The 21,035-nt window shown below is 67.3% G+C and carries 18 protein-coding genes; 15 read left to right on the top strand and 3 right to left on the bottom strand.

Going from position 1 to position 21,035, the window contains the following annotated elements; translation table 11 throughout:
* The first annotated feature begins 252 nt into the window (after positions 1-252).
* From JVH1_RS26660 to atzF, 14 genes are all read left to right on the top strand, one after another.
* Complete coding sequence (locus tag JVH1_RS26660) at positions 253-612, top strand: FmdB family zinc ribbon protein (RefSeq protein WP_009474798.1); 360 nt, start codon at positions 253-255, stop codon at positions 610-612.
* 21 nt (positions 613-633) lie between these two features.
* Positions 634-1,893, top strand: coding sequence for a formamidase (fmdA, locus tag JVH1_RS26655; RefSeq protein ID WP_009474799.1), 1,260 nt, complete (start codon positions 634-636; stop codon positions 1,891-1,893).
* A gap of 139 nt (positions 1,894-2,032) precedes the next feature.
* On the top strand, positions 2,033-3,445 hold the full coding sequence (gene ramB, locus JVH1_RS26650; RefSeq protein WP_007301354.1) for an acetate metabolism transcriptional regulator RamB: 1,413 nt from the start codon (positions 2,033-2,035) through the stop codon (positions 3,443-3,445).
* 271 nt (positions 3,446-3,716) lie between these two features.
* On the top strand, positions 3,717-4,970 hold the full coding sequence (gene urtA / locus JVH1_RS26645) for an urea ABC transporter substrate-binding protein (RefSeq protein ID WP_005563339.1): 1,254 nt from the start codon (positions 3,717-3,719) through the stop codon (positions 4,968-4,970).
* A gap of 44 nt (positions 4,971-5,014) precedes the next feature.
* Positions 5,015-5,899, top strand: coding sequence for an urea ABC transporter permease subunit UrtB (gene urtB / locus JVH1_RS26640; RefSeq protein ID WP_009474800.1), 885 nt, complete (start codon positions 5,015-5,017; stop codon positions 5,897-5,899).
* Entirely contained in the window at positions 5,896-7,014 is a 1,119-nt protein-coding gene (gene urtC, locus JVH1_RS26635; protein WP_005261082.1) for an urea ABC transporter permease subunit UrtC, read from the top strand. Before urtB ends, urtC begins: the two co-directional genes overlap by 4 nt.
* Positions 7,011-7,856: an urea ABC transporter ATP-binding protein UrtD gene (urtD, locus tag JVH1_RS26630; protein WP_009474801.1), complete on the top strand. Its 846-nt coding sequence runs from the start codon at positions 7,011-7,013 to the stop codon at positions 7,854-7,856. Before urtC ends, urtD begins: the two co-directional genes overlap by 4 nt.
* Positions 7,843-8,556 carry an urea ABC transporter ATP-binding subunit UrtE gene (urtE, locus tag JVH1_RS26625; RefSeq protein WP_009474802.1) on the top strand — a complete coding sequence of 238 codons (714 nt, stop codon included), beginning with the start codon at positions 7,843-7,845 and terminating at the stop codon, positions 8,554-8,556. The genes urtD and urtE overlap by 14 nt, the downstream gene beginning before the upstream one ends.
* Positions 8,556-9,254 carry a GntR family transcriptional regulator gene (locus JVH1_RS26620; RefSeq protein WP_009474803.1) on the top strand — a complete coding sequence of 233 codons (699 nt, stop codon included), beginning with the start codon at positions 8,556-8,558 and terminating at the stop codon, positions 9,252-9,254. Before urtE ends, JVH1_RS26620 begins: the two co-directional genes overlap by 1 nt.
* A gap of 99 nt (positions 9,255-9,353) precedes the next feature.
* Positions 9,354-10,190, top strand: coding sequence for an SDR family NAD(P)-dependent oxidoreductase (locus JVH1_RS26615; RefSeq protein WP_009474804.1), 837 nt, complete (start codon positions 9,354-9,356; stop codon positions 10,188-10,190).
* Positions 10,187-10,720 (top strand): carboxymuconolactone decarboxylase family protein, encoded by a 534-nt coding sequence (locus tag JVH1_RS26610; RefSeq protein WP_009474805.1) that lies wholly within the window; start codon positions 10,187-10,189, stop codon positions 10,718-10,720. Before JVH1_RS26615 ends, JVH1_RS26610 begins: the two co-directional genes overlap by 4 nt.
* Positions 10,721-10,753: 33 nt before the next feature.
* Positions 10,754-12,193, top strand: coding sequence for a short-chain fatty acid transporter (locus JVH1_RS26605; protein ID WP_009474806.1), 1,440 nt, complete (start codon positions 10,754-10,756; stop codon positions 12,191-12,193).
* Positions 12,194-12,284: 91 nt separating this feature from the next.
* A complete protein-coding gene (gene uca / locus JVH1_RS26600; protein ID WP_009474807.1) occupies positions 12,285-15,935 on the top strand; it encodes an urea carboxylase in 3,651 nt (1,216 codons plus the stop codon).
* Complete coding sequence (atzF, locus tag JVH1_RS26595) at positions 15,935-17,680, top strand: allophanate hydrolase (RefSeq protein WP_009474808.1); 1,746 nt, start codon at positions 15,935-15,937, stop codon at positions 17,678-17,680. Before uca ends, atzF begins: the two co-directional genes overlap by 1 nt.
* Here the strand turns inward: atzF and JVH1_RS26590 are convergent.
* Positions 17,677-18,534, bottom strand: a complete 858-nt coding sequence (locus tag JVH1_RS26590) for an SDR family oxidoreductase (RefSeq protein WP_009474809.1) — start codon at positions 18,532-18,534, stop codon at positions 17,677-17,679. The genes atzF and JVH1_RS26590 overlap by 4 nt on opposite strands.
* A 123-nt stretch (positions 18,535-18,657) precedes the next feature.
* Between JVH1_RS26590 and JVH1_RS26585 the strand changes: the two genes are divergently transcribed.
* Positions 18,658-19,068: a helix-turn-helix domain-containing protein gene (locus JVH1_RS26585; RefSeq protein ID WP_009474810.1), complete on the top strand. Its 411-nt coding sequence runs from the start codon at positions 18,658-18,660 to the stop codon at positions 19,066-19,068.
* On the opposite strand, the gene JVH1_RS26580 is transcribed toward JVH1_RS26585, so the two are convergent.
* Both JVH1_RS26580 and lpdA read right to left on the bottom strand, forming a co-directional pair.
* Positions 19,061-19,510, bottom strand: coding sequence for a DUF5709 domain-containing protein (locus tag JVH1_RS26580; protein ID WP_016882725.1), 450 nt, complete (start codon positions 19,508-19,510; stop codon positions 19,061-19,063). The two genes, JVH1_RS26585 and JVH1_RS26580, sit on opposite strands and share 8 nt — an antisense overlap.
* Positions 19,511-19,622: 112 nt before the next feature.
* Entirely contained in the window at positions 19,623-21,023 is a 1,401-nt protein-coding gene (lpdA, locus tag JVH1_RS26575) for a dihydrolipoyl dehydrogenase (RefSeq protein ID WP_009474812.1), read from the bottom strand.
* Positions 21,024-21,035: the final 12 nt, after the last annotated feature.

The following is a 21,035-nucleotide window of genomic DNA, read 5'->3' as shown; positions in this document are numbered from 1 at the left end:
ACCGAGAATGACACACGCAAAAAGTGCCGTCTACCTGTTGCTAATGCCAATCTTGGCTAGCTTTTCACAGCGCCTTGCAAAGACTGTTAAGAAAGTTCGATGCCATACCTGCCCGATCGGAGAGGAAAAATACTCGCCAGTAGCAAAAAGTCGCAGGTCGTGAACCAAATGCACGCAACTCGCCGTACACAGATATTTCCGCCCCAGCGACCCTCGCCTTCCCGCCGCGGCACACCCCGCGACGCGCCCGTTGTGACTGCAATCACCAACCAGGTCGGTTACCGTGACCTCGAATGGTCTCCTCCGGCGAAGGGCACCACGTTGCCGCTGTACGAATTCCGATGCGCCGCCGACTGCGGCCCGTTCGAGCGGTCGTTCCCGATGGCCGACGTACCCGGCACCACCCGCTGCCCCCGGTGCGATCGCGACGCCGTCCGGCGTGTGTCCCCGCCGCGGCTCGGACACGGGTTGTCGTCCGCGATGAACCTCCTCGACCGCACGAAGAGGTCGGCTCACGAACCGGACGTCATAACCGGTCCGCCGCCCCCGGCCACGGCCGGACGTTCATCCGTCACGAGCAATCCGCTGCACCGCCGACTTCCTCGTCCCTGACCGGCCACCGAAGGAGCGCACATGCCCGAACTGCTGTTTCCGCTCGATTCCTCGAAGAAGTTCACCGATCAGGCGATCGTCGGCCACAACCGCTGGCACCCCGACATCCCGGCCGCGATCACGGTGAAACCGGGCGACTCCTTCCGCGTCCACTGCCGCGAATGGTTCGACGGCGCCATCCACAACGACGATTCCGCCGACGACATCCTGAACGCGCCCCTCACCACGGTCCACACGTTGTCCGGGCCGTTCGCCGTGGAGGGCGCGAAGCCCGGCGACCTGCTGATCGTCGACATCCTGGACGTCGGACCCATCCCCCAGGAGGATTCCGGCCCGCTGGCCGGCCAGGGATGGGGATACACGGGGATCTTCTCCCGCCACAACGGCGGCGGATTCCTCACCGAGCAGTTCCCCGACGCCTACAAGGCCGTCTGGGACTTCTCCGGTCAGACCGCCACGTCGCGGCACGTCCCGCACGTCTCGTTCACCGGCATCGTCCACCCCGGACTGATGGGCACCGCGCCGTCGGCCGCCCTCCTGTCGAAGTGGAACGCGAGGGAGGGCGCGCTCATCGCCACCGACCCGGGCCGGGTTCCCCCACTCGCCCTGCCGCCCGAACCGCAGGACGCCGTCCTCGGGTCCCTGTCGGGCGCCGACTTCGACCGCGTCGCCGGCGAGGCCGCCCGCACCGCGCCCCCACGCGAGAACGGCGGCAACCAGGACATCAAGAACCTCACCAAGGGCAGCCGCGTCTTCTACCCCGTGTTCGTCGACGGCGCGAACCTGTCCGTCGGCGATCTGCACTTCTCCCAGGGCGACGGTGAGATCACGTTCTGCGGCGCCATCGAGATGGGTGGCTTCATCGACCTGCGCGTCGACATCATCAAGGGCGGCATGGACACGTACGGCGTGTCCGAGAACGCGATCTTCATGCCCGGCAACACCGATCCGCAGTATTCGGAGTGGCTCGCGTTCTCCGGAACGTCCGTCACCCTCGACGGGGAACAGAAGTACCTCGACTCGCACCTGTCGTATCAGCGGGCGTGTCTCCACGCGATCGACTACCTCACCAAGTTCGGGTACAGCCCCGAGCAGGCCTACCTCCTGCTCGGCGCCGCCCCGATCGAGGGCCGGTTGTCGGGGGTGGTGGACATTCCGAACTCCTGCTCGACGGTGTACCTGCCGACGGCGATGTTCGACTTCCCCGTCGCACCGTCCGCGTCGGGTCCGTTCCGGATCGACCCGGGCGTCGGCGCGCCGCGCTCGGAGAACAAGGCCTGAGCTGCGGGCGAATGTACCTTTCAGCGCCTCCAGTGCGCCCAGAGGTACATTCGCCCCGCGTCACCGCGTCCCGACCCGCGCGAGTAAATCTTGCGAAGGTTCCGTTCGCACATCTGACCTGCGCCGGTACCATTGCCGTATGTCCAAGACCTTCGTCGGCACCCGGTTGCGTCAGCTCCGAACCGAGCGTGGACTGAGCCAGGCGGCGCTGGCGAAGACGCTGGAGATCTCCGCCAGCTACCTCAATCAGATCGAGCACGACGTGCGGCCACTGACGGTGCCGGTGCTGCTGCGGATCAGCGAGGTGTTCGGCGTCGACACCACGTTCTTCTCGTCCCAGGACGACACGCGCCTGATCGCGGAGATGCGCGAGGTGGCGCTGGATCAGGAGATGGGCATCGACGCGGACGCCCAGGAGATCGCCGAGATGGTGGCGTCGCATCCGGGCCTGGCGAAGGCGATGGTCAACATGCACCGCCGCTTCCGCAACACCACCGCGCAGCTGGCGCTCGCCACGGAGGACCGCTACAGCGACGGCAGCGGTAGCGGCTCGATCACGATGCCGCACGAAGAGGTCCGCGACTACTTCTATCAGCGGCAGAACTATCTGCACGAACTGGACACGGCGGCGGAGGAACTGACCGCGCGCATGCGATTCCACCGCGGCGACGTCGGCGGTGAGATCGCCCGCAGGTTGCAGACCGTGCACGACGTGCAGATCGTCAAGCGCATCGACCTGGGCGAGAACGTCCTGCACCGGTACGACCCCGAATCCCGGCTGCTGGAGATTTCGCCGCACCTGTCGGGCGGCCAGCAGGTGTTCAAGTTCGCGACCGAGCTGGCGTTCCTCGAATACGGCGACCTGCTCGACAAGCTGGTCGCGGAGGGTGGCTTCACGAGCGACGAGTCCGTCGCGCTCGCCCGGCTCGGGCTGGCCAACTACTTCGCTGCGGCCACGGTGCTGCCGTACGGCCAGTTCCACGACGTGGCCGAGGATTTCCGGTACGACATCGAGCGGCTGTCCGCGTTCTACTCGGTGAGCTACGAGACGATCTGTCACCGTCTCTCGACGCTGCAGCGTCCGAAGCTGCGCGGTGTGCCATTCATGTTCGTCCGTGTCGACCGGGCCGGGAACATGTCGAAGCGGCAGTCCGCCACGGGGTTCCACTTCTCCACCAGCGGCGGCACGTGCCCACTGTGGAACGTGTACGAGACGTTCGCATACCCCGGCAAGATCATGAACCAGATCGCACAGATGCCGGACGGCCGCCGGTACCTGTGGATCGCCCGGACCGTCGAACGTCGCGCCCAGCGCTACGGCCAGCCGGCCAAGATCTTCGCGATCGGGCTCGGCTGCGAGATCCGGCACGCCCACCGCCTCGTCTACGGCGACGGTCTCGACCTCGACGATTCCAACCCGGGCACTCCGATCGGCGCCGGTTGCCGGGTGTGCGAGCGTGTCAACTGCCCGCAGCGCGCATTCCCGCCGCTCGGCAAGCAACTCGATATCAGTGAGCACCAGAGTTCGGTCTCCCCGTACCTGATCCGCTGACTCCTCATGGTTCGTCCGATATCATATCGCTTCAATCCGACTGAACCGGTGTGACGTTGGCCGCAGCGGCAACAGCATCCGGCCCCGCCGGGAGCGCTGTGAGCGCTTGTTCACGTAACCGTAATTCGCGTCACGAACACGTCACCGACAGACATTCAGGCGCAACAACGGCCGCTTAATGTTCGCCCCACGAATACACCTCTGTATACGTGGGGCGGATACATGTCCCGGGTTGCGGAGGTCCCAAGTCCTCCGACGGAAAGGCCCGTACATGCGCACCTTCTCCAAGCGCGCCCTCGCTGCACCGACCGCGCTCGCCGCCATCGGGCTCGTGCTGACCGGTTGTGGCAGCAAGGCGTCCGACACGGCAGGCGAGTCCACCGCGGCGTCCTGTGTGGACACCTCCGGGGACACGATCAAGGTCGGGTCGCTGAACTCGCTGTCGGGCACGATGGCCATCAGCGAGGTGACCGTCCGGGATTCGATCGCGCTCGCGGTCGACGAGATCAACAACTCGGGCGGCGTGCTCGGCAAGAAGATCCAGATCGTCGCGGAGGACGGGGCCTCGGAGCCCACCGTGTTCGCCGAGAAGGCGGAGAAGCTGATCAGCAGTGACTGCGTCGCAGCCGTGTTCGGTGGTTGGACGTCGTCGAGCCGCAAGGCGATGCTGCCCGTGTTCGAGGACAACAACTCGCTGCTCTACTACCCCGTGCAGTACGAGGGCCTCGAGGATTCGAAGAACATCTTCTACACCGGGGCGACCACCAACCAGCAGATCGTGCCCGCCCTCGACTACCTGAAGGAGAAGGGCGTCAAGTCGCTGTACCTGGTGGGCAGCGACTACGTGTTCCCGCAGACCGCCAACCGCATCATCAAGGCGTACGCGGAGGCCAACGGCATCGAGATCAAGGGTGAGGACTACACCCCGCTCGGCTCCACCGACTTCTCGACCATCGTCAACAAGGTCCGGTCCGCCGATGCGGACGCCGTCTTCAACACCCTCAACGGCGACTCCAACGTCGCGTTCTTCCGCGAGTACGCGAACGTCGGCCTGAAGCCCGCCGACATGCCCGTCGTGTCCGTGTCGATCGCCGAGGAAGAGGTCGGCGGTATCGGCGTCCAGAACATCGAGGGCCAGCTGACCGCCTGGAACTACTACCAGACAATCGACACGCCGGAGAACAAGAAGTTCGTCGACGCGTACAAGGCCCGGTACGGCGCGAACAAGCCGACGTCCGACCCGATGGAAGCCGCCTACACGTCCGTGTACCTGTGGAAGAACACCGTCGAGAAGGCGAACTCCTTCGCCACCAAGGACATCCAGGACAACGCGGACGGCGTCACGTTCGCCGCGCCGGAGGGTCTGGTCACCATCGACGGGTCCAACCATCACATCACCAAGACCGCGCGCATCGGTGAGATCCGGAACGACGGCCTGATCTACACGGTCTGGGATTCGGGCACCCCGATCCAGCCCGACCCGTACCTGAAGTCCTACCCGTGGGCCGAGTCGCTGGGTAGCTAGAACACGGTCCGACGAGCACGAGGGAAGAGAGAGGACATACATCGATGGATGTAGTGATCGGACAGCTGTTCACCGGGTTGAGTATCGGATCGATCCTGTTGCTCGCGGCGCTGGGGCTGTCGTTGACGTTCGGCCAGATGGGCGTCATCAACATGGCCCACGGCGAATTCATCATGGCCGGCTCGTACACGGCCTACGTGGTGCAGCAGGTGGTGTCGAGCGCCACCGGTTCTCTGTTCATCTCTCTGCTCGTCGGCTTCGTGGTCGGTGGCGGGATGGGTGTCCTCCTCGAGGTCACCCTCGTCAAGCGGATGTACCACCGGCCGCTGGACACGCTGCTGGTGACGTTCGGTGTGGGGTTGATCCTGCAGCAGCTGGCGCGGGACGTCTTCGGTGCGCCCGCCGTCAACGTCGCCGCACCGGAGTGGCTCTCCGGTGGTGTGGAGATCCTGGGCGCGGTGGTGCCGAAGACGCGCCTGTTCATCCTGGTGCTGGCCGTCGTTGCCGTCGTCGCGCTGTCGCTGGCGATGCAGAAGTCCCCGATGGGACGCCGTATCCGCGCCGTCGTGCAGAACCGTGACCTCGCGGAGACCAGCGGGATCTCCAGTCGCCGAACCGATGTGACGACGTTCTTCATCGGTTCAGGTCTGGCGGGTGTCGCGGGTGTGGCGCTCACCCTGATCGGCTCGACGAGCCCGACCATCGGGCAGAGCTACCTCATCGACGCGTTCCTGGTGGTCGTGGTCGGCGGCCTGGGGCAGATGAAGGGCGCGGTGATCGCCGCGTTCGCACTCGGCATCCTCAATTCGTTCGTCGAGTACTCGACCACGGCGTCGATCGCCAAGGTCATCGTGTTCGTGGTCATCGTGGTGTTCCTCCAGGTTCGGCCGCAGGGCCTGTTCGCCGTCAAGACGAGGAGTCTCGTATGAGCATCCTGACGAGTGGCCGCTACCGCGCGTGGGCGGGATTCGCACTGGCCGCACTGCTTCTGTTCGTCGTCGCCCCCGCGGTTCTCAGCGACTTCCGGCTGAGTCTGCTCGGCAAGTTCCTGTGCTTCGCGATCGTCGCGGTCGGTATCGGCCTGGCGTGGGGCCGCGGCGGCATGCTCACCCTCGGCCAGGGTGTCTTCTTCGGGCTGGGCGCCTACATGATGGCGATGCATCTGAAGATCGCCGACGCCGAACTCCGCGGCGACACGGTGCCCGACTTCATGCAGATCGCGGGCATCCGGGAGCTGCCGGGCTACTGGGTGCCGTTCACGTCGCCGATCGTGACGATCCTGGGAATCCTGCTGATCCCGGCGCTGGTGGCGTTCGTCCTCGGGCTCGGGGTGTTCAAGCGCCGCGTCAAGGGCGCGTACTTCGCGATCCTCAGCCAGGCGCTCGCCGCCGCGTTCGCGATCCTGCTGGTCGGTCAGCAGAGCACCGGAGGAAGCAACGGCCTCAACCGGTTCCGCACGTTCTTCGGTTTCAACCTGAACGATCCGGCCAACAAGCAGATGCTGTTCTTCATCGCCGCCGGCGTGCTGCTGGCCGTGGTCGCGATCACGCGGCAGTTGATGAACAGCCGCTACGGCGAACTGCTCGTCGCCGTCCGGGATCAGGAGGAGCGCGTCCGCTTCCTCGGGTACGACCCGGCGAACATCAAACTCGTCGCCTACGTGACGGCCGCGTTCTTCGCGGGCCTCGCCGGCGCGCTGTTCGTGCCGATCGTCGGCATCATCTCCCCCGCCGACGTCGGGATCGTCCCGTCGATCGCGTTCCTGATCGGGGTGGCCATCGGCGGACGTTCCACGCTCCTCGGCCCGGTGCTCGGCGCCATCGGGGTGGCGTGGGCGCAGAGCGCGTTCTCGGAGTCGTTCCCGTCCGGCTGGACGTACGCGCAGGGCCTGCTGTTCATCGTGGTCGTCGGATTCTTCCCGGCCGGTGTCGCGGGACTGTTCGCACTGCTGAAGCGGAAGAAGAAGGCCTCCTCCGACGAACCTGCCCCGCCCGGACCGGAAGACGAGACCGAGCCGACGGAACGAATGGAGATGGCCCGATGACGATTCCCACCACGGCCAAGGTGCCGGTGCTCGGCGGCAACGCCGGAATGTCCAGCGAGTATCTCGAGGTCCGGGACCTTCGGGTCAGCTTCGACGGCTTCAAGGCGGTCGACGGCGTCGACCTCACCCTGATGCAAGGCGATCTGCGGTTCCTCATCGGTCCCAACGGCGCCGGCAAGACCACTCTCGTCGATGCCATCACCGGGCTCGTCCCCGCGACGGGATCGGTCACGAAATCCGGTGTCGAGTTGATCGGCAAGAAGGTGCACCGCATCGCCCGGCTCGGTGTGGGCCGCACGTTCCAGACCGCGAGCGTGTTCGAGGAGCTGACGGTTCTCCAGAACCTCGACATCGCGGCGGGCGCGGGCCGGTCCGCACTCACACTGCTGCGCCGACGCAAGACGGTGCTCCCCGTCATCGAGGAGGCGCTCGACGTCACGGGTCTCGGCACGCTGCGCGACACCCCGGCGGGAATCCTCGCGCACGGACAGAAGCAGTGGCTGGAGATCGGAATGCTGCTGGTGCAGAACTGCTCCGTCCTCCTGCTCGACGAGCCGGTGGCCGGCATGAGCCACGAGGAACGCGACGAGACGGGAAACCTGCTGCGCCGCATCGGCGGTGAGCGGACCGTCGTGGTGGTCGAGCACGACATGGACTTCATGCGCGCGTTCGCGACGTCGGTGACCGTGCTGCACGCCGGGAAGGTGCTGAGCGAGGGAACCGTGGAGCAGGTGCAGGCCGATCCACGGGTGCAGGAGGTGTACCTCGGGACCGCCGCGGCCGGTGCCGCCCCCGAACTGCAGCCCGAGGTTTCGAAGGAGGACAGCGATGCTCGAGCTTGAGAACATCCGGGCCGGGTACGGCCGAACCGAAGTGATCCACGGAGTCTCGCTGACGGTCCCGTCGGACGGTGTGGCCGCGGTGATGGGACACAATGGCGCGGGCAAGACGACGCTTCTGCGGGCCGCGGTCGGACTGATCAAGGTCGACTCCGGGCGGGTGCTGTTCGACGGCGAGGACGTCACGGCGCTGCGGCCGAGCGCCCGGGTGGCGCGCGGCCTCGCCTACGTGCCGCAGGGCCAGCAGTCGTTCGGTCAGCTGACCACCGCCGAGAATCTTCAGGTGGTGGCCGACGGCCGCAAGCGCGGAAAGGAACTCGTCGGCGAGGTGCTGGATCTGTTCCCGGCTCTGCGCGGCCTGCTCGACCGGCGTGCCGGTCTCCTCTCCGGCGGGCAGCGTCAGCAACTCGCCATCGCGCGGGCCCTGATCACGGAACCGAAGATGCTGATCCTCGACGAACCCACGGAAGGAATTCAGCCGTCCGTCGTGGCCGAGATCGAGCGCACCATCATGGAACTCACCCGCCGCGGCGGACTCGGAGTCCTGTTGGTGGAACAGCACATCGGGTTCGCTCTCGAATCCGCCGAGAGCTACCACATCCTCGAGTCGGGGCGGGTCACCTCCTCCGGCGCCGGTGGCGCCGCACCCGGCTCCGACGTCCGTACCGCGGTCTCCGACGTCCGCGCGGCGATGGCCATCTGATGGCACGCCGAGAACCGGCCGGCTCCCTCAGCGATCACGTGTATCTGTCGCTGCGCACCGACCTGATGAGCGGCCGGATCCCACCGGGACAGCGTCTCGGCGAGGAGCGTCTCGCCGACACCTACGGGGTGTCGCGGACGCCGGTGCGGGAGGCCCTGGCCCGGCTCCTCGCCGACGGACTCGTCCAGCGCGACGTGGGCGGGTTGTTTCCGTACCGCCCCCGCATCGACGAGCTGGCCGGACTGTACGAACTGCGCATCACGCTCGAGCTCCAGGGAATCGCCCGGGTCCGCGCCGACGAGTCGCTGTCGCACGACCCGGACGTTCTGGGACCCGAGCTCGACCGGTGGTACGCGTTGCGGAAGGAGAACCCCGAGCCGGACGCCGGGTTCGTGGCGCTCGACGAGCAGTTCCACACCGTTCTGCTGCGGTCCGCAGGCAATCGGGCGCTGTCGGATGCGCTCGTCAACGTGAACGCGAAGGTGCGGCCGGTCCGGATGTTCGACTACCTCACCCCCGACCGCATGAGCGCGACCGTCGACGAGCACATCTCGGTGGCCGAGCTCGCCCTCGACGGCAAGCTGGATTCCGCGTACGACACGCTGCTCACGCACATCAGCGAGTCGCGTGAGGTGGTCATCGAGCGTGCTGAGCAGGCACTTTCCCTCGCACGGATGGCGTGGGCGATCCGGGATTGAGACAGTTGTCCAACTCGGTTGGACATTTTTCCCACCAATGAACCGAGCGGGTGCTAGCGTCTTGCTACCGTTCGGTAACACAGGTTGGGAACTCGCTTCATGTCACGCACTCTCGAAGAGAATCTGGTCGGACGCCGCGTCCTGATCACCGGCGCAGCCCGGGGTATCGGCGCCGGACTCGCCAGAAGACTTCACGAGCGGGGCGCCCGTGTCGGGCTGCTCGGCCTCGAACCCGAACTCCTCGAACAGACCGCCACCACGTGCGGCCGGGCGCCGTGGCGTCGCTGCGACACCCGCGACCGGCGAGCCGTCGAGGACTCGTTCGACTACCTCACCGACCGGCTCGGCGGCCTCGACGTCGTCGTCGCCAACGCGGGCGTGACGCCCCCGGCGCACATCGTCGAGGGTGATCCGGAGGTGATGCGGTATGCCATCGAGGTGAACGTGTTGGGGACGTACCACACGCTGCGGGCCGCGGGACCGTACATCGGGCACCGCAACGGGTACGCGCTCGTCGTGGCGTCGTCGACGACGTTCAGCCCGCTGCGCGGTGTCCACGGCGCCACGAGAGGCGGTGCCGAGGAACTCGGCGAGGCCCTGCGGGACGAGATGAAATCGCTGGGGACCCGGGTCGGCATCGCCCGGCTCGGCGAGATCGACACGGACCGGACCCTGATCGATTTCGACGGCCTCGCGGTTCCCCCACCCCGCGGCAGCGCACTGACCCGGACCTCCTCGATCACGGTGGCGGTCGACGCACTCGAGCGGGCAATCGCGGGACGGAAGAATCGGATATACGCGCCGTCCCGGGTACTCGGGACGGATTCTGTGCGTATGCTCGCACTTCGGGCCACGGAGATGACCCGTTCGATCGAACTACGCGCGCACGCAGCCGTTCCCACGAGGGGACGAGTAGAAGGAGAGGGGGCGGCGTGACCGCACGCATTCCACCCGGACGTCTGAAGGAACTCGGCCCCGTCAACTGGGTGTTGTGGCGAATCATCTCCCGTGTCGCCGGTGTGCCGGACGCACATCTGTTCAGCACGGTGGGCCGCACGAGGGGCCTCTTCCGTGCGTGGCTGCAGTACTCCGGCAAGCTGATGCCGGGCGGGCAGATCTCCCGGTACGAGACCGAACTGATCATCCTTCGCGTGGCACACCTGCGGAAGTGCGGCTACGAGATGGATCACCATGTGCGCCTCGGACGCCGGGCAGGCGTCACCCCGGCGCTCCTCGAACAGGTGCTGGAAGGTCCGGGTGCGGAGGGCTGGGACGCGCGCCGCCGCGCCATCCTCACCGCCGTCGACCAACTCGTCACCACCGACAACCTGGACGATGCCGCGTGGTCGGCGCTGAGCATTCACTTCGACGACCGCCGGATGATCGAATTCTGCTTTCTGGTGACCCAGTACGACGCCCTGGCCACCACCATCGGGACTCTGAGGATCGAACGCGACTATTCGTAGGTTTCGCATCGCGTAGAGAAGAGGAACGGCCGCATGACATCCGCTACCGAAGAAGTCCGTTCCGAGAAGGGACTGGCGCGGGTCGCGCAGTCGCTGGCCGGCTGGACGGAGAAATGGTTTCCGGACGCCTACGTCTTCGCGCTCGTCGGCGTCTTCGTCGTCTCGGTGGCCGCACTGGCCAACGGTTCGTCTCCGCAGACGGTCGTGGACGCGTTCGGTGACGGTTTCTGGGATCTGACGGCGTTCACCCTGCAAATGGCGATGGTGGTGCTGACCGGATACGTCGTCGCCACGTCCCCGCCGGTCGCCCGGCTGATCGATCGCCTGGCACTGGTGCCTCAGTCGGCGCGCACCGCAGTCAGTTTCGTCGCGTTCCTGTCCATGTCGGTCTCCTTCCTGAACTGGGGGCTCAGTCTGGTGTTCGGCGGGCTGCTCGCCCGGGCGATCGCCCGCCGATCCGACCTGCGAGTGGATTACCGTGCGCTCGGCGCGGCGGCCTTCATGGGTCTGGGCGCCGTGTGGGCGCTCGGCATGTCCTCGTCCGCCGCGCAACTGCAGGCCACCGCCGCGTCCCTGCCGCCGGCGCTGCTGGAGATCACCGGCGTCCTCGACTTCGGGACCACCATCTTCACCTGGCAGTCACTGCTGATGTGCGTGATCATCATCGCCCTGACCGTGGTCATCGCCCACTTCTCCGCGCCGAGGGGTGCGGCCGTCACCACCGCACAGGATCTGGACGTCGACCTCGACGACCGGCCGAAGGAGGTGGCACCCCGAACGCGACCGGGAGAGTGGCTCGAGTACAGCCGGATCCTGCCGGCGCTGGCCGGCCTGATGACGTTGGGGTGGCTGATCTCCCAGCTGGTGACCAAACCCGTGCTCACCGTCGTCAGTAGCCTGAACGCCTATCTGCTGGTCTTCCTCATGCTGGGATTGGTGCTGCACGGGACGCCGCGCAAGTTCCTGCAAGCCGTCGCGCTGGCCGTCCCCGCCACTGCGGGCATCCTGGTCCAGTTCCCGCTGTACGCCGCGATGGCCGCGATCCTCACGAAGGCCGAGGGCAGAAACGGCCTCACCATCTCCGAGCACCTGGCCGAGTTCTTCACGAACATCGGCAGCGGCGGAGGCTTCACCGTCGTCATCGCCCTCTACACGGTGGTGCTGGGTCTCTTCGTGCCGTCCGGAGGCGGAAAATGGCTGGTCGAGGCGCCCTACGTCATGCAGTCGGCCACCGACGTCGGGATGAACCTGGGCTGGACGGTCCAGGTGTACAACGTCGCCGAGGCGCTGCCGAACCTGATCAACCCGTTCTTCATGCTGCCCCTCCTCGCGGTGCTGGGGCTCAAGGCGCGCGACCTGGTGGGATTCACGTTCCTGCAGTTCATGTTCCACCTGCCGGTGGTCCTGCTCCTGGTGTGGTTGCTCGGGACGACGTTCGAGTTCGTGCCCCCGGTGCAGCCCTCCTCACCGTGACCCGGTTCGCGCGGCCCGTGAGAGGTCTTACTAACCCACGCTTTACCTCGAGAAATCTCGGTGAAACACCCCGTCCTTAGCGTATACAACCATGTCCACAGGGATGAATACGCCGCCGATCGAGTACTCCTTCGACACTCTGCTCGTCGCGAACCGGGGCGAAATCGCCTGCCGCATCATGCGATCCGTGCACATCCTCGGGCTGAAGACGGTCGCGGTGTACTCCGACGCCGATTCGGCGGCCGCGCACGTCGAGATGGCCGACGTCGCCGTCCGGCTGGGCCCGGCTCCCGCCCACGAGTCGTATCTGCGCGCCGACGCCGTCGTGGAAGCCGCCCTGGCGACGGGCGCGGGCGCGATTCATCCCGGATACGGTTTCCTCTCGGAGAACGACACGTTCGCCGCGGCGACCGAATCCGCCGGGATCGCGTTCGTCGGCCCCACCCCCGCACAGCTCCGCACGTTCGGGAACAAGCACACGGCGCGCGAGGCCGCCCGCGCCGTCGGCGTCCCGCTCGTCGCGGGCAGCGGACTCCTCGACTCCGTCGACGCCGCCCTGTCCGCGGCCTCCGACGTCGGCTATCCGGTGATGATCAAGGCGGTCGGTGGCGGCGGAGGCATCGGGATGCAGGCGTGCTTCGACGCCGCCGAACTCCGCGAAGCCTACGATCGCGTCCAGCGCCTCGCCCAGGCCAACTTCTCCTCGTCCGGGGTGTTCCTGGAGCGCTTCGTCGCCCGCGCCCGGCACATCGAGGTACAGGTGTTCGGCGACGGGCTCGGCCGCACGCTGAGCCTCGGCACCCGCGACTGCTCACTGCAGCGCCGAAACCAGAAGGTGGTCGAGGAGGCCCCGGCGCCCGGGCTCTCCGACGACGTGGTGGAACAACTGCTCAGCTCATCCCGCAGCCTCGCGTCGTCGGTGCACTACCGGTCCGCGGGAACCGTCGAGTTCGTCTACGACGTGGACCGCGGTGAGGCGTCGTTCCTCGAGATGAACACGCGACTGCAGGTCGAGCACCCGGTGACCGAGGAGGTCACCGGGGTGGACCTCGTCGAGTGGATGCTCAGGCTCGCCCGCGGGGACGGTTCCATGCTCGACGGGCTCCCCGACTCCGGACCCGAGATCAGGGGCACCGCCGTCGAGGCCCGTATCTACGCCGAGGACCCCGGCCACGACTACCGTCCCAGCGCCGGACGACTCACGGGGGTCGAGTTCCCGGCTCACACGCGGGTCGAGACGTGGGTCGACACGGGCACCGAGGTGAGTGCCTACTACGACCCGATGCTGGCGAAGGTGATCACCCGCGGGCACCGGCGCAGGGCGGCGTTCGCCGCCCTCGCGGAGGCACTCGCCGACACGCACATCTACGGGGTCCAGACGAACCTGCCCCAGCTGCGGCGGATCTGCGTCGCCGACACGGTTCTGGGCGCCGAGCACACCACGCAGTCGCTGGCCGATCTGCGGCCCACCGGCCGCCGCGTCGACGTGCTCCGCGCCGGGACGATGACCACCGTGCAGGACCATCCCGGCCGAATCGGACTGTGGGAGGTCGGAATTCCGCCGTCGGGACCGATGGACGACCTGTCGTTCCAGTTGGTCAACACCGCGGTCGGCAATCCGGTCGGCGCACCGGGGCTCGAATGCACTCTGCAGGGGCCGCGACTCGTGTTCTCGGATGCCACCGTGATCTGTGTGGGTGGCGCGGACACCCCGGTCACTCTCGACGGCGAACCGGTCGCCCTGTGGGAACCGGTGGAAGCGCCGGCCGGATCGGTTCTCGACGTCGGCACTCCGGCGGACACCGGCCTGCGCACGTACGTCGCGTTCCGGGGCGGCATCGACGCGCCGCTGTACCATGGCAGCGCGTCCACGTTCACACTCGGCGGGTTCGGCGGCATCACCGGCAAGGCCGTCACCACCGGTGACGTGCTGGGACTCTTCGACGACTCGCTGTTCGAGAACACCGCGGGTCTGGGCGCACCGCATCCCGTCCCGGAGGACTCGCGTCCCGAGTTCACGCACGTGTGGCATCTCGCCGTCACCGAGGGACCGCAGCCGGCGCCCGCCTACTTCACCGACTCCGACATGGCGCAGTTCTACGACACCACCTGGAAGGTCCAGACCCACGCGAACCGGACCGGCCTCCGACTCGACGGCCCCAAGCCGGTCTGGTCCAGGACCGACGGCGGCGACGCCGGGCTGCACCCGTCGAACCTGCACGACAACCCGTACAGCGTCGGAGCGCTCAACGTCTCCGGCGACACCCCGATCCTGCTCGGCCCCGACGGACCGAGCCTCGGCGGCTTCGCGTGCCCCCTCACCGTGGTGAAGGCGCACCGGTGGAAACTCGGGCAGATCAGGCCCGGCGACGAAGTGCGGTTCGTCGCCGTCTCCGACGACGGTGCGCACGAGCTGCGGGCTTCGGATTCGTCGCGCAAACTGGATCTTCCGCCCACCGCAACCCGCTCGTCGAACAGCGACGGCGGGGTCCTGCGCCGCATCCCGCCCGTACTGGACCGTCCCGAGGTCGCGTACCTCCGCGGCGGCGACGACAACATCCTCGTCGAGTACGGCGACCGGGAACTCGACCTCGGACTCCGCATGCGCGTCCACGCACTGTCGGAAGCGCTGGTCCGGCGTCGTGTCCCGGGCATCATCGACATCACTCCGGGTGTGCGCTCCCTGCACCTGCATTTCGACGCCGACGAACTTCCCGCCGGCCGGTTGCTGGACATCCTCCAGGACATCGAGGAACTGCTGCCCGCGACACACGATCTGGTGGTGCCGAGTCGCACGGTCCGGTTGCCGCTGTCGTTCGCCGACCCGTCCATCGCCGAGGCCATCGACCGGTACCGCAACGGTGTCCGCGACGAGGCGCCGTGGCTACCGTCGAACACCGAGTTCATCCGGCGCATCAACGGTTTGGGCAGCGTCGACGACGTCCGCGACGCCGTGTTCGACGCCGAATACCTGGTGCTGGGGCTCGGCGACGTCTACCTCGGCGCACCACTGGCCGTGCCCCTCGACCCCCGGCACCGCCTGGTCACCACCAAATACAACCCGGCGCGCACGTGGACGCCGTCCGACGCGGTCGGCATCGGCGGCAAGTATTTGTGCGTCTACGGCATGGAGTCGCCCGGCGGCTACCAGCTGATCGGACGCACCGTCCCGATCTGGTCCGGTTACCGGCAGCACCGCCCCTTCGACGAGGGCACACCGTGGATGTTCCGGTTCTTCGACCGCATCGTGTGGGAACCCGTCACCCCGGAGCAGCTGCGCGAATACCGCGAGCAGGCCGTCGCGGGGCGGTTCGACGCGGAGATCTCCGACGGCACGTTCGCGTTCGCCGACCACCTGAAGTTCTTGCGGGACAACGCCGAATCCATCGCCGAGTTCGACTCCCGGCAGTCCGCGGCGTTCGAGGCGGAGAAGTCCGCGTGGCGCGCGTCGGGCGAATTCGACCGCGTCGAGCAGGCGCCCGCACCCGAGCCGTCGGCACGGGTCGACCTTCCGCCCGGGGCTGCCGTCGTCGAGGCTCCCATGGTCGGCACCGTGTGGCGCGTCGAAGTCGAAGCCGGGCAACGAATCGAACCGGGCCAGAACGCCGTGGTACTCGAGGCGATGAAACTCGAGATGCCGGTTGCGTTCGCCACGTCCGGAACAGTCCTCGAAGTCCTCGTGTCACCGGGCGCGATCGTCGAACCGGGCACCCCCCTCGTCGTGATTGGAGCAGAAAACTGATGACTGTCGATGCCGTGAACCGCGGACAGACCACCCTCTCCCCCACCGCCCGTGTCGAGGACGCCTTCCGGCGGATCGCCGAGGTGGACCGTCCGGAGGTGTGGATCACCCTCCGGCCCGCCGAGGACGTGCACGCGGATGCCGTTGCCGTGCAGGCCCGTCTCGACGCCGGCGAACACCTCCCCCTGGCCGGGAAGGTCGTGGCGGTCAAGGACAACGTCGACGTCGCGGGACTGCCGACGTCGGCCGCGTGCCCCGAGTTCGCCTACCTCCCCGACGTCACCGCGAGCGCTGTGCGCCGCCTGGTCGAGCAGGGCGCTGTGGTGCTGGGGAAGACGAACCTCGACCAGTTCGCGACCGGGCTGGTCGGGACACGCAGTCCGTACGGCGCCGTCCGGTGCTCGTGGGATCCCGAACGGGTGTCGGGCGGATCCAGCTCCGGTTCCGCCGTCGCCGTCGCCCTCGGCATCGCCGACATCGGAATCGGCACCGACACAGCGGGATCGGGCCGGGTCCCGGCCGCGTTCAACGGTCTCGTCGGAATCAAGGCGACACTCGGCGTCATCCCCGCCGACGGCGTGGTGCCCGCCTGCGTCGACTACGACTGCGTCACCGTCTTCGCCACCGAACTCGACACGGCCGTGACCGCCGCCCGCATCATGTCGGGCCCGGGCAGCGCGGACCCGCGGAGCCGCGCGTGGCCGTCCGACGTCCGCCTGGCGGCGCCCGCACAGCCGAGGGTCGCGATTCCCGCGGAAGAGAACCTCGCGCTGCTGACACCGGAGTACCGCGCGGCGTTCGTCGCCACGGTGGCGTCGTTGACGGACGGAGGTTTCTCCGTCGAGGCGGTCGACATCTCCCCGCTCCTCGACGCCGCCCGCCTGCTGTACGACGGCGCCGTCGTCGCCGAGCGGTACACCGCTGTCGGGAAGTTCCTCGACACCGCACCGGCGGGCGCCGATCCGGTGGTCACCGCCATCGTCGAGTCGGCGAGGAAGCCGGCGGGCCACGAGTTCGCCGCCGACCTCGACACGCTCACCCGCGTCAAGGCGCAGACGCGGGAACTGCTGGCCGGTTTCGACGGCCTCCTGCTGCCCACCACCACCGAACACCCGACCATCGCTGCCGTGCAAGCCGATCCGATCGACATCAACCGACGGATGGGCACGTACACGAACTTCTGCAACCTGCTCGACATGGCCGCCGTCGCGGTCCCGGGCGCCCCGACCGCCACCGGCGACCCGTTCGGTGTCATGTTCGTGGTGCCGGCGTTCGCCGATCAGGTGGCCGTGGACCTCGCGGCCCGTCTCGTCGGTGCACCGGCGCCCACCCTCGTCGAGGACGGTGTGGAACTGGCTGTGTTCGGAGCCCACCTGCGCGGACAGCCACTGCATTTCCAGCTCGAGGACATCGGTGCACGGTTCGTGGACACCGTCACCACCACGGACGCGTACCGGCTCACCGCGCTCGCCACCACGCCGCCCAAGCCCGGCCTCGTCCGTCGCGGCCCCGGCGCCGGAGCGGCGATCGTCGGGGAACTGTTCCGGGTGTCACCCGCCGGGCTGGGCACCTTCCTCGCCGCGCTACCTGCCCCGATGGCGCTGACGAGCGTCGAATTGTCCGACGGCCGCGCCGTGGTCGGCTTCAGCTGCACCCACGACGCGGTCGACGGGGCCACGGACATCACCGAGTTCGGCAGTTGGGTTGCTTACGCCCGTGAGTACTTGTCAACCGCCCGCGGTTAAGAAGTACTCACGGCAAGGACGGTGGCGGCGCGAGTCGAGTTGCGGCCGATCAGCTTCTGCAGGTCGCCGCTCTCGGTGTCGAGAGCGCCGACGGCGACTCCCGCATCGGCGTCGGCGAGCATGCTCGCGATCGGTGCGGGCAGTCCGGCGCCCTCGAGCGCCGCGGCGTACTCGGCCTGCGGAAGGTCCTTGTACGACACAGGCTTTCCGAGGACGGAGGAGATGACCTCCGCCAGTTCGCTGTACGTCAGGCGCTCGTCGCCACCCAGCTCGTACACCTTGCCTGCCGGCCCGTCGGCGAGCAGGACCGCGGCGGCGGCCTCGGCGTAGTCCTTGCGGGCGGCAGCGGCGACGACACCCGTTCCGGCACTGCCGAACAGCGTACCGGTCTCGGCCGCGGCGGGAATGCTGCCGAGGTAGTTCTCCCAGTACCAGCCGTTGCGGAGCAGCGCGAAGTCGATTCCGGACTGCGTCAGCCGGTCCTCCGTGGCACGGTGTTCGACGGCCAATCCGATCGGGCTGTTCTGCGCGTCGAGGATGCTGGTGTAGGCGACGAAGCCGACTCCGGCGGTGTTCGCGGCGTCGATCACGTTGGCGTGCTGGGCAACCCGCTGACCGACCTCGCTTCCGGAGACGAGCAGCAGCTTGTCGACGCCGGCGAAGGCGGACTCGAGTGCGGTGCGATCACTGTAGTCCGCCTGCCTGATCTCGACGCCCTTGTCGGCGAGGTCTGCGGCCTTGGCCGGGGTGCGGACGACGGCGACGATGGCGCCCGCAGGGGTGCCCTTGTCGAGTAGTGCCTCGACGACGAGTCGACCGAGGTGTCCGGTTGCTCCTGTGACGGCGATGGTCATGACGAACTCCTAGCGCGTGAGTGGGCGAGTTGACTGTTCAAGCTCACTTCTCATCATGCACTAATTTTTCGTAAGTGCAAATGTTAGAGTAAGCACTTCCTTCGTGTGGGGTAGACTGGACGTATGCCCGAGCTCGCACAGCCAGCACAGGAAGCCGAGGACGTCACCCTCGAGGCCGACGTCTTTGCACGCAACTGCGCGTCGCGCGAGACCCTGCAGACCATCACCGGTCGCTGGGGGGTGCTCGCACTCGCGGCGCTGACCGAGGGGAACTACCGATTCGGTGCACTCCGCCGACGCGTCGACGGCGTCAGCGAGCGCATGCTGTCGCAGACGCTGCAGGCCCTCGAACGAGACGGCCTCGTCGTTCGCGAGGTGCTCGAGGCCATTCCACCCAAGGTCGAATACAGCCTGACACCGCTCGGCGCCGAGGTCGGTTCACGCCTCATCGGCCTGATCGAACTGGTCGAATCGCGCGTGCCCGACGTTCAGGCAGCACAGGAGAAATACGACGCCGGACGCGGCGTCAGCTGAGTTCGTCGAGTTCGGTTTCCTCGTCGACGATGTGGACCGCGGCCTCCTCGGCCGACGCCGCTCCCCCGTCGATGCCGATGTCGGACGCCACGAGGTCCTTCTCCTCGTCCTCGCCCACACCCTCGTCCTCCGCGACGAGCCGGCCCGACCGCAGCCGCCCGACCTCGTTGTCGTCGAGGATCTCCGCGTTGTCGTCGTCTTCCAGAGCCGGGTCCGGCTCCTCCTCCGCGAGCCGCTGATCGAGGGTCTCCCCCTCGCGCTGCTCGGCGGCCGTCGTCCCGTACGCGTCCAGCCCGAGCGGCCTCTCCGGAGGCGAATAGCCCTCGTCGAGAACGTCGTCCACACCTCGGTCGACCAACGTGTCTTCCGGCTGCAACTGGTCCTCTTCGTCCAGGCTGTACTCGCCCTCGGATCCTTCTGGCGTGCTGTCCGGCATGGTCATCTTTCCCACGATGCCACCGCAGCGGACAGTTCGCCATCGGATCGCGGAAGCAACTCGGTGAGAAACGAAAAGAGCCCGCACAGAGACTGTGCGGGCCCTCTCGGTGTTCGGGTCAGAAGTTGATCATGTGCCCGGCGAGACCGTGGATGGCCTCCTGCAGGGCTTCGCTGAGCGTCGGGTGCGTGTGCACGTTGCGGGCCAGCTCGTTGACCGTGAGGTCCCACTTCTGCGCGAGGGTCAGCTCGGGCAGCAGCTCGGAGACGTCGGGTCCGATCAGGTGTCCGCCGAGCAGTTCGCCGTACTTCTTGTCTGCGATCAGCTTGACGAAACCGGTCGGGTCACCGAGGCCGTGCGCCTTGCCGTTGGCGGTGAACGGGAACGTCGCGACCTTCACGTCGTAACCCTCGTCCTTGGCCTGCTGCTCGGTCAGACCGAAGCTCGCGACCTGCGGCTGGCAGAACGTGGCCCGCGGCATCATCCGGTAGTCCTCGATCGGCAGCGTCTCGACGCCGGCGATCGTCTCGGCGGCCACGACGCCCTGCGCCTCGGCGACGTGCGCCAGCTGCAGCTTCATCGTGACGTCACCGATGGCGTAGATGTGCGGCACCGACGTCTGCATCGTGTCGGTGATGCCGATCGCACCACGATCGAGCTGCACACCGGTCTTCTCGAGGCCGTAGCCCTCGACGCGGGGCGCGAATCCGACCGACTGCATCACCTTGTCGACCACGACGGTCTCGATGTCGCCGGACTTGTTGTTCTTGATCGAGACGGTGACCTTGCTGCCGTCGTCGTCGATGCTCTGGACGGCGGCACCGGTCTTGATCGTGACGCCGAGCTTCTTGTACTGCTTGTCGATCTCCTTGGAGACGTCCGCGTCCTCGTTGGGCAGCGCACGGTCGAGGAACTCGACGATCGTGACGTCCACTCCGTAGTTCTTCAGGACGTACCCGAACTCCATGCCGATCGCGCCGGCACCGACGATGAGGATCGACTCCGGGAGATCGCGGGTGAGGATCTGCTCCTCGTAGGTGACCACGTTCTCGCTGAGCGAGGTGCCCGGCAGCAGCTTGGTGGTGGAACCGGTGGCGATGATGGCGTTGTCGAACGTCACCGTCTCCGTCCCGCCCTTGGACAGCTCGACCGAGAGGGTGTTGGCGTCGGTGAACGACCCCTTGCCGTCGTACTCGGTGATCTTGTTCTTCTTCATCAAGAAGTGAACGCCCTTGACACGCCCGTCCGCGACCTTGCGGCTGCGGTCATAGGCTGCGCCGAAATCGAAGGACGCCTCTCCCGAGATGCCGAACGTCTTGGCCTCTTTCGTGAAGAGATGCGCAAGTTCGGCATTGCGGAGAAGTGCCTTGGAGGGGATGCAGCCGACGTTCAGGCACACACCGCCCCAGTACTTCTGCTCGATGATGGCGGTGCTCAATCCCAGCTGTGCCGCGCGGATAGCAGCGACGTACCCACCGGGACCGGCTCCGAGGACAACGACGTCATAGTGTGAGGTCACGGTTGTTCAGGG

The sequence above is a fragment of the Rhodococcus sp. JVH1 genome (genome assembly GCF_000280725.2).
In the GTDB taxonomy this organism is placed as follows: domain Bacteria; phylum Actinomycetota; class Actinomycetes; order Mycobacteriales; family Mycobacteriaceae; genus Rhodococcus_F; species Rhodococcus_F jostii_A.
Note: the sequence above shows the minus strand (reverse complement) of the source record. Positions and strands in the feature narration are given on the sequence as shown.

Bases quoted from the DNA above. Each gene is read 5' to 3' on its own strand.
- fmdA (WP_009474799.1), top strand. From the start codon at position 634: ATGCCCGAACTGCTGTTTCCGCTCGATTCCTCGAAGAAGTTCACCGAT.
- ramB (WP_007301354.1), top strand. From the start codon at position 2,033: ATGTCCAAGACCTTCGTCGGCACCCGGTTGCGTCAGCTCCGAACCGAG.
- urtA (WP_005563339.1), top strand. From the start codon at position 3,717: ATGCGCACCTTCTCCAAGCGCGCCCTCGCTGCACCGACCGCGCTCGCC.
- urtB (WP_009474800.1), top strand. From the start codon at position 5,015: ATGGATGTAGTGATCGGACAGCTGTTCACCGGGTTGAGTATCGGATCG.
- urtC (WP_005261082.1), top strand. From the start codon at position 5,896: ATGAGCATCCTGACGAGTGGCCGCTACCGCGCGTGGGCGGGATTCGCA.
- urtD (WP_009474801.1), top strand. From the start codon at position 7,011: ATGACGATTCCCACCACGGCCAAGGTGCCGGTGCTCGGCGGCAACGCC.
- urtE (WP_009474802.1), top strand. From the start codon at position 7,843: ATGCTCGAGCTTGAGAACATCCGGGCCGGGTACGGCCGAACCGAAGTG.
- JVH1_RS26620 (WP_009474803.1), top strand. From the start codon at position 8,556: ATGGCACGCCGAGAACCGGCCGGCTCCCTCAGCGATCACGTGTATCTG.
- JVH1_RS26615 (WP_009474804.1), top strand. From the start codon at position 9,354: ATGTCACGCACTCTCGAAGAGAATCTGGTCGGACGCCGCGTCCTGATC.
- JVH1_RS26605 (WP_009474806.1), top strand. From the start codon at position 10,754: ATGACATCCGCTACCGAAGAAGTCCGTTCCGAGAAGGGACTGGCGCGG.
- uca (WP_009474807.1), top strand. From the start codon at position 12,285: ATGTCCACAGGGATGAATACGCCGCCGATCGAGTACTCCTTCGACACT.
- atzF (WP_009474808.1), top strand. From the start codon at position 15,935: ATGACTGTCGATGCCGTGAACCGCGGACAGACCACCCTCTCCCCCACC.
- JVH1_RS26590 (WP_009474809.1), bottom strand. From the start codon at position 18,534: ATGACCATCGCCGTCACAGGAGCAACCGGACACCTCGGTCGACTCGTC.
- JVH1_RS26585 (WP_009474810.1), top strand. From the start codon at position 18,658: ATGCCCGAGCTCGCACAGCCAGCACAGGAAGCCGAGGACGTCACCCTC.
- JVH1_RS26580 (WP_016882725.1), bottom strand. From the start codon at position 19,510: ATGACCATGCCGGACAGCACGCCAGAAGGATCCGAGGGCGAGTACAGC.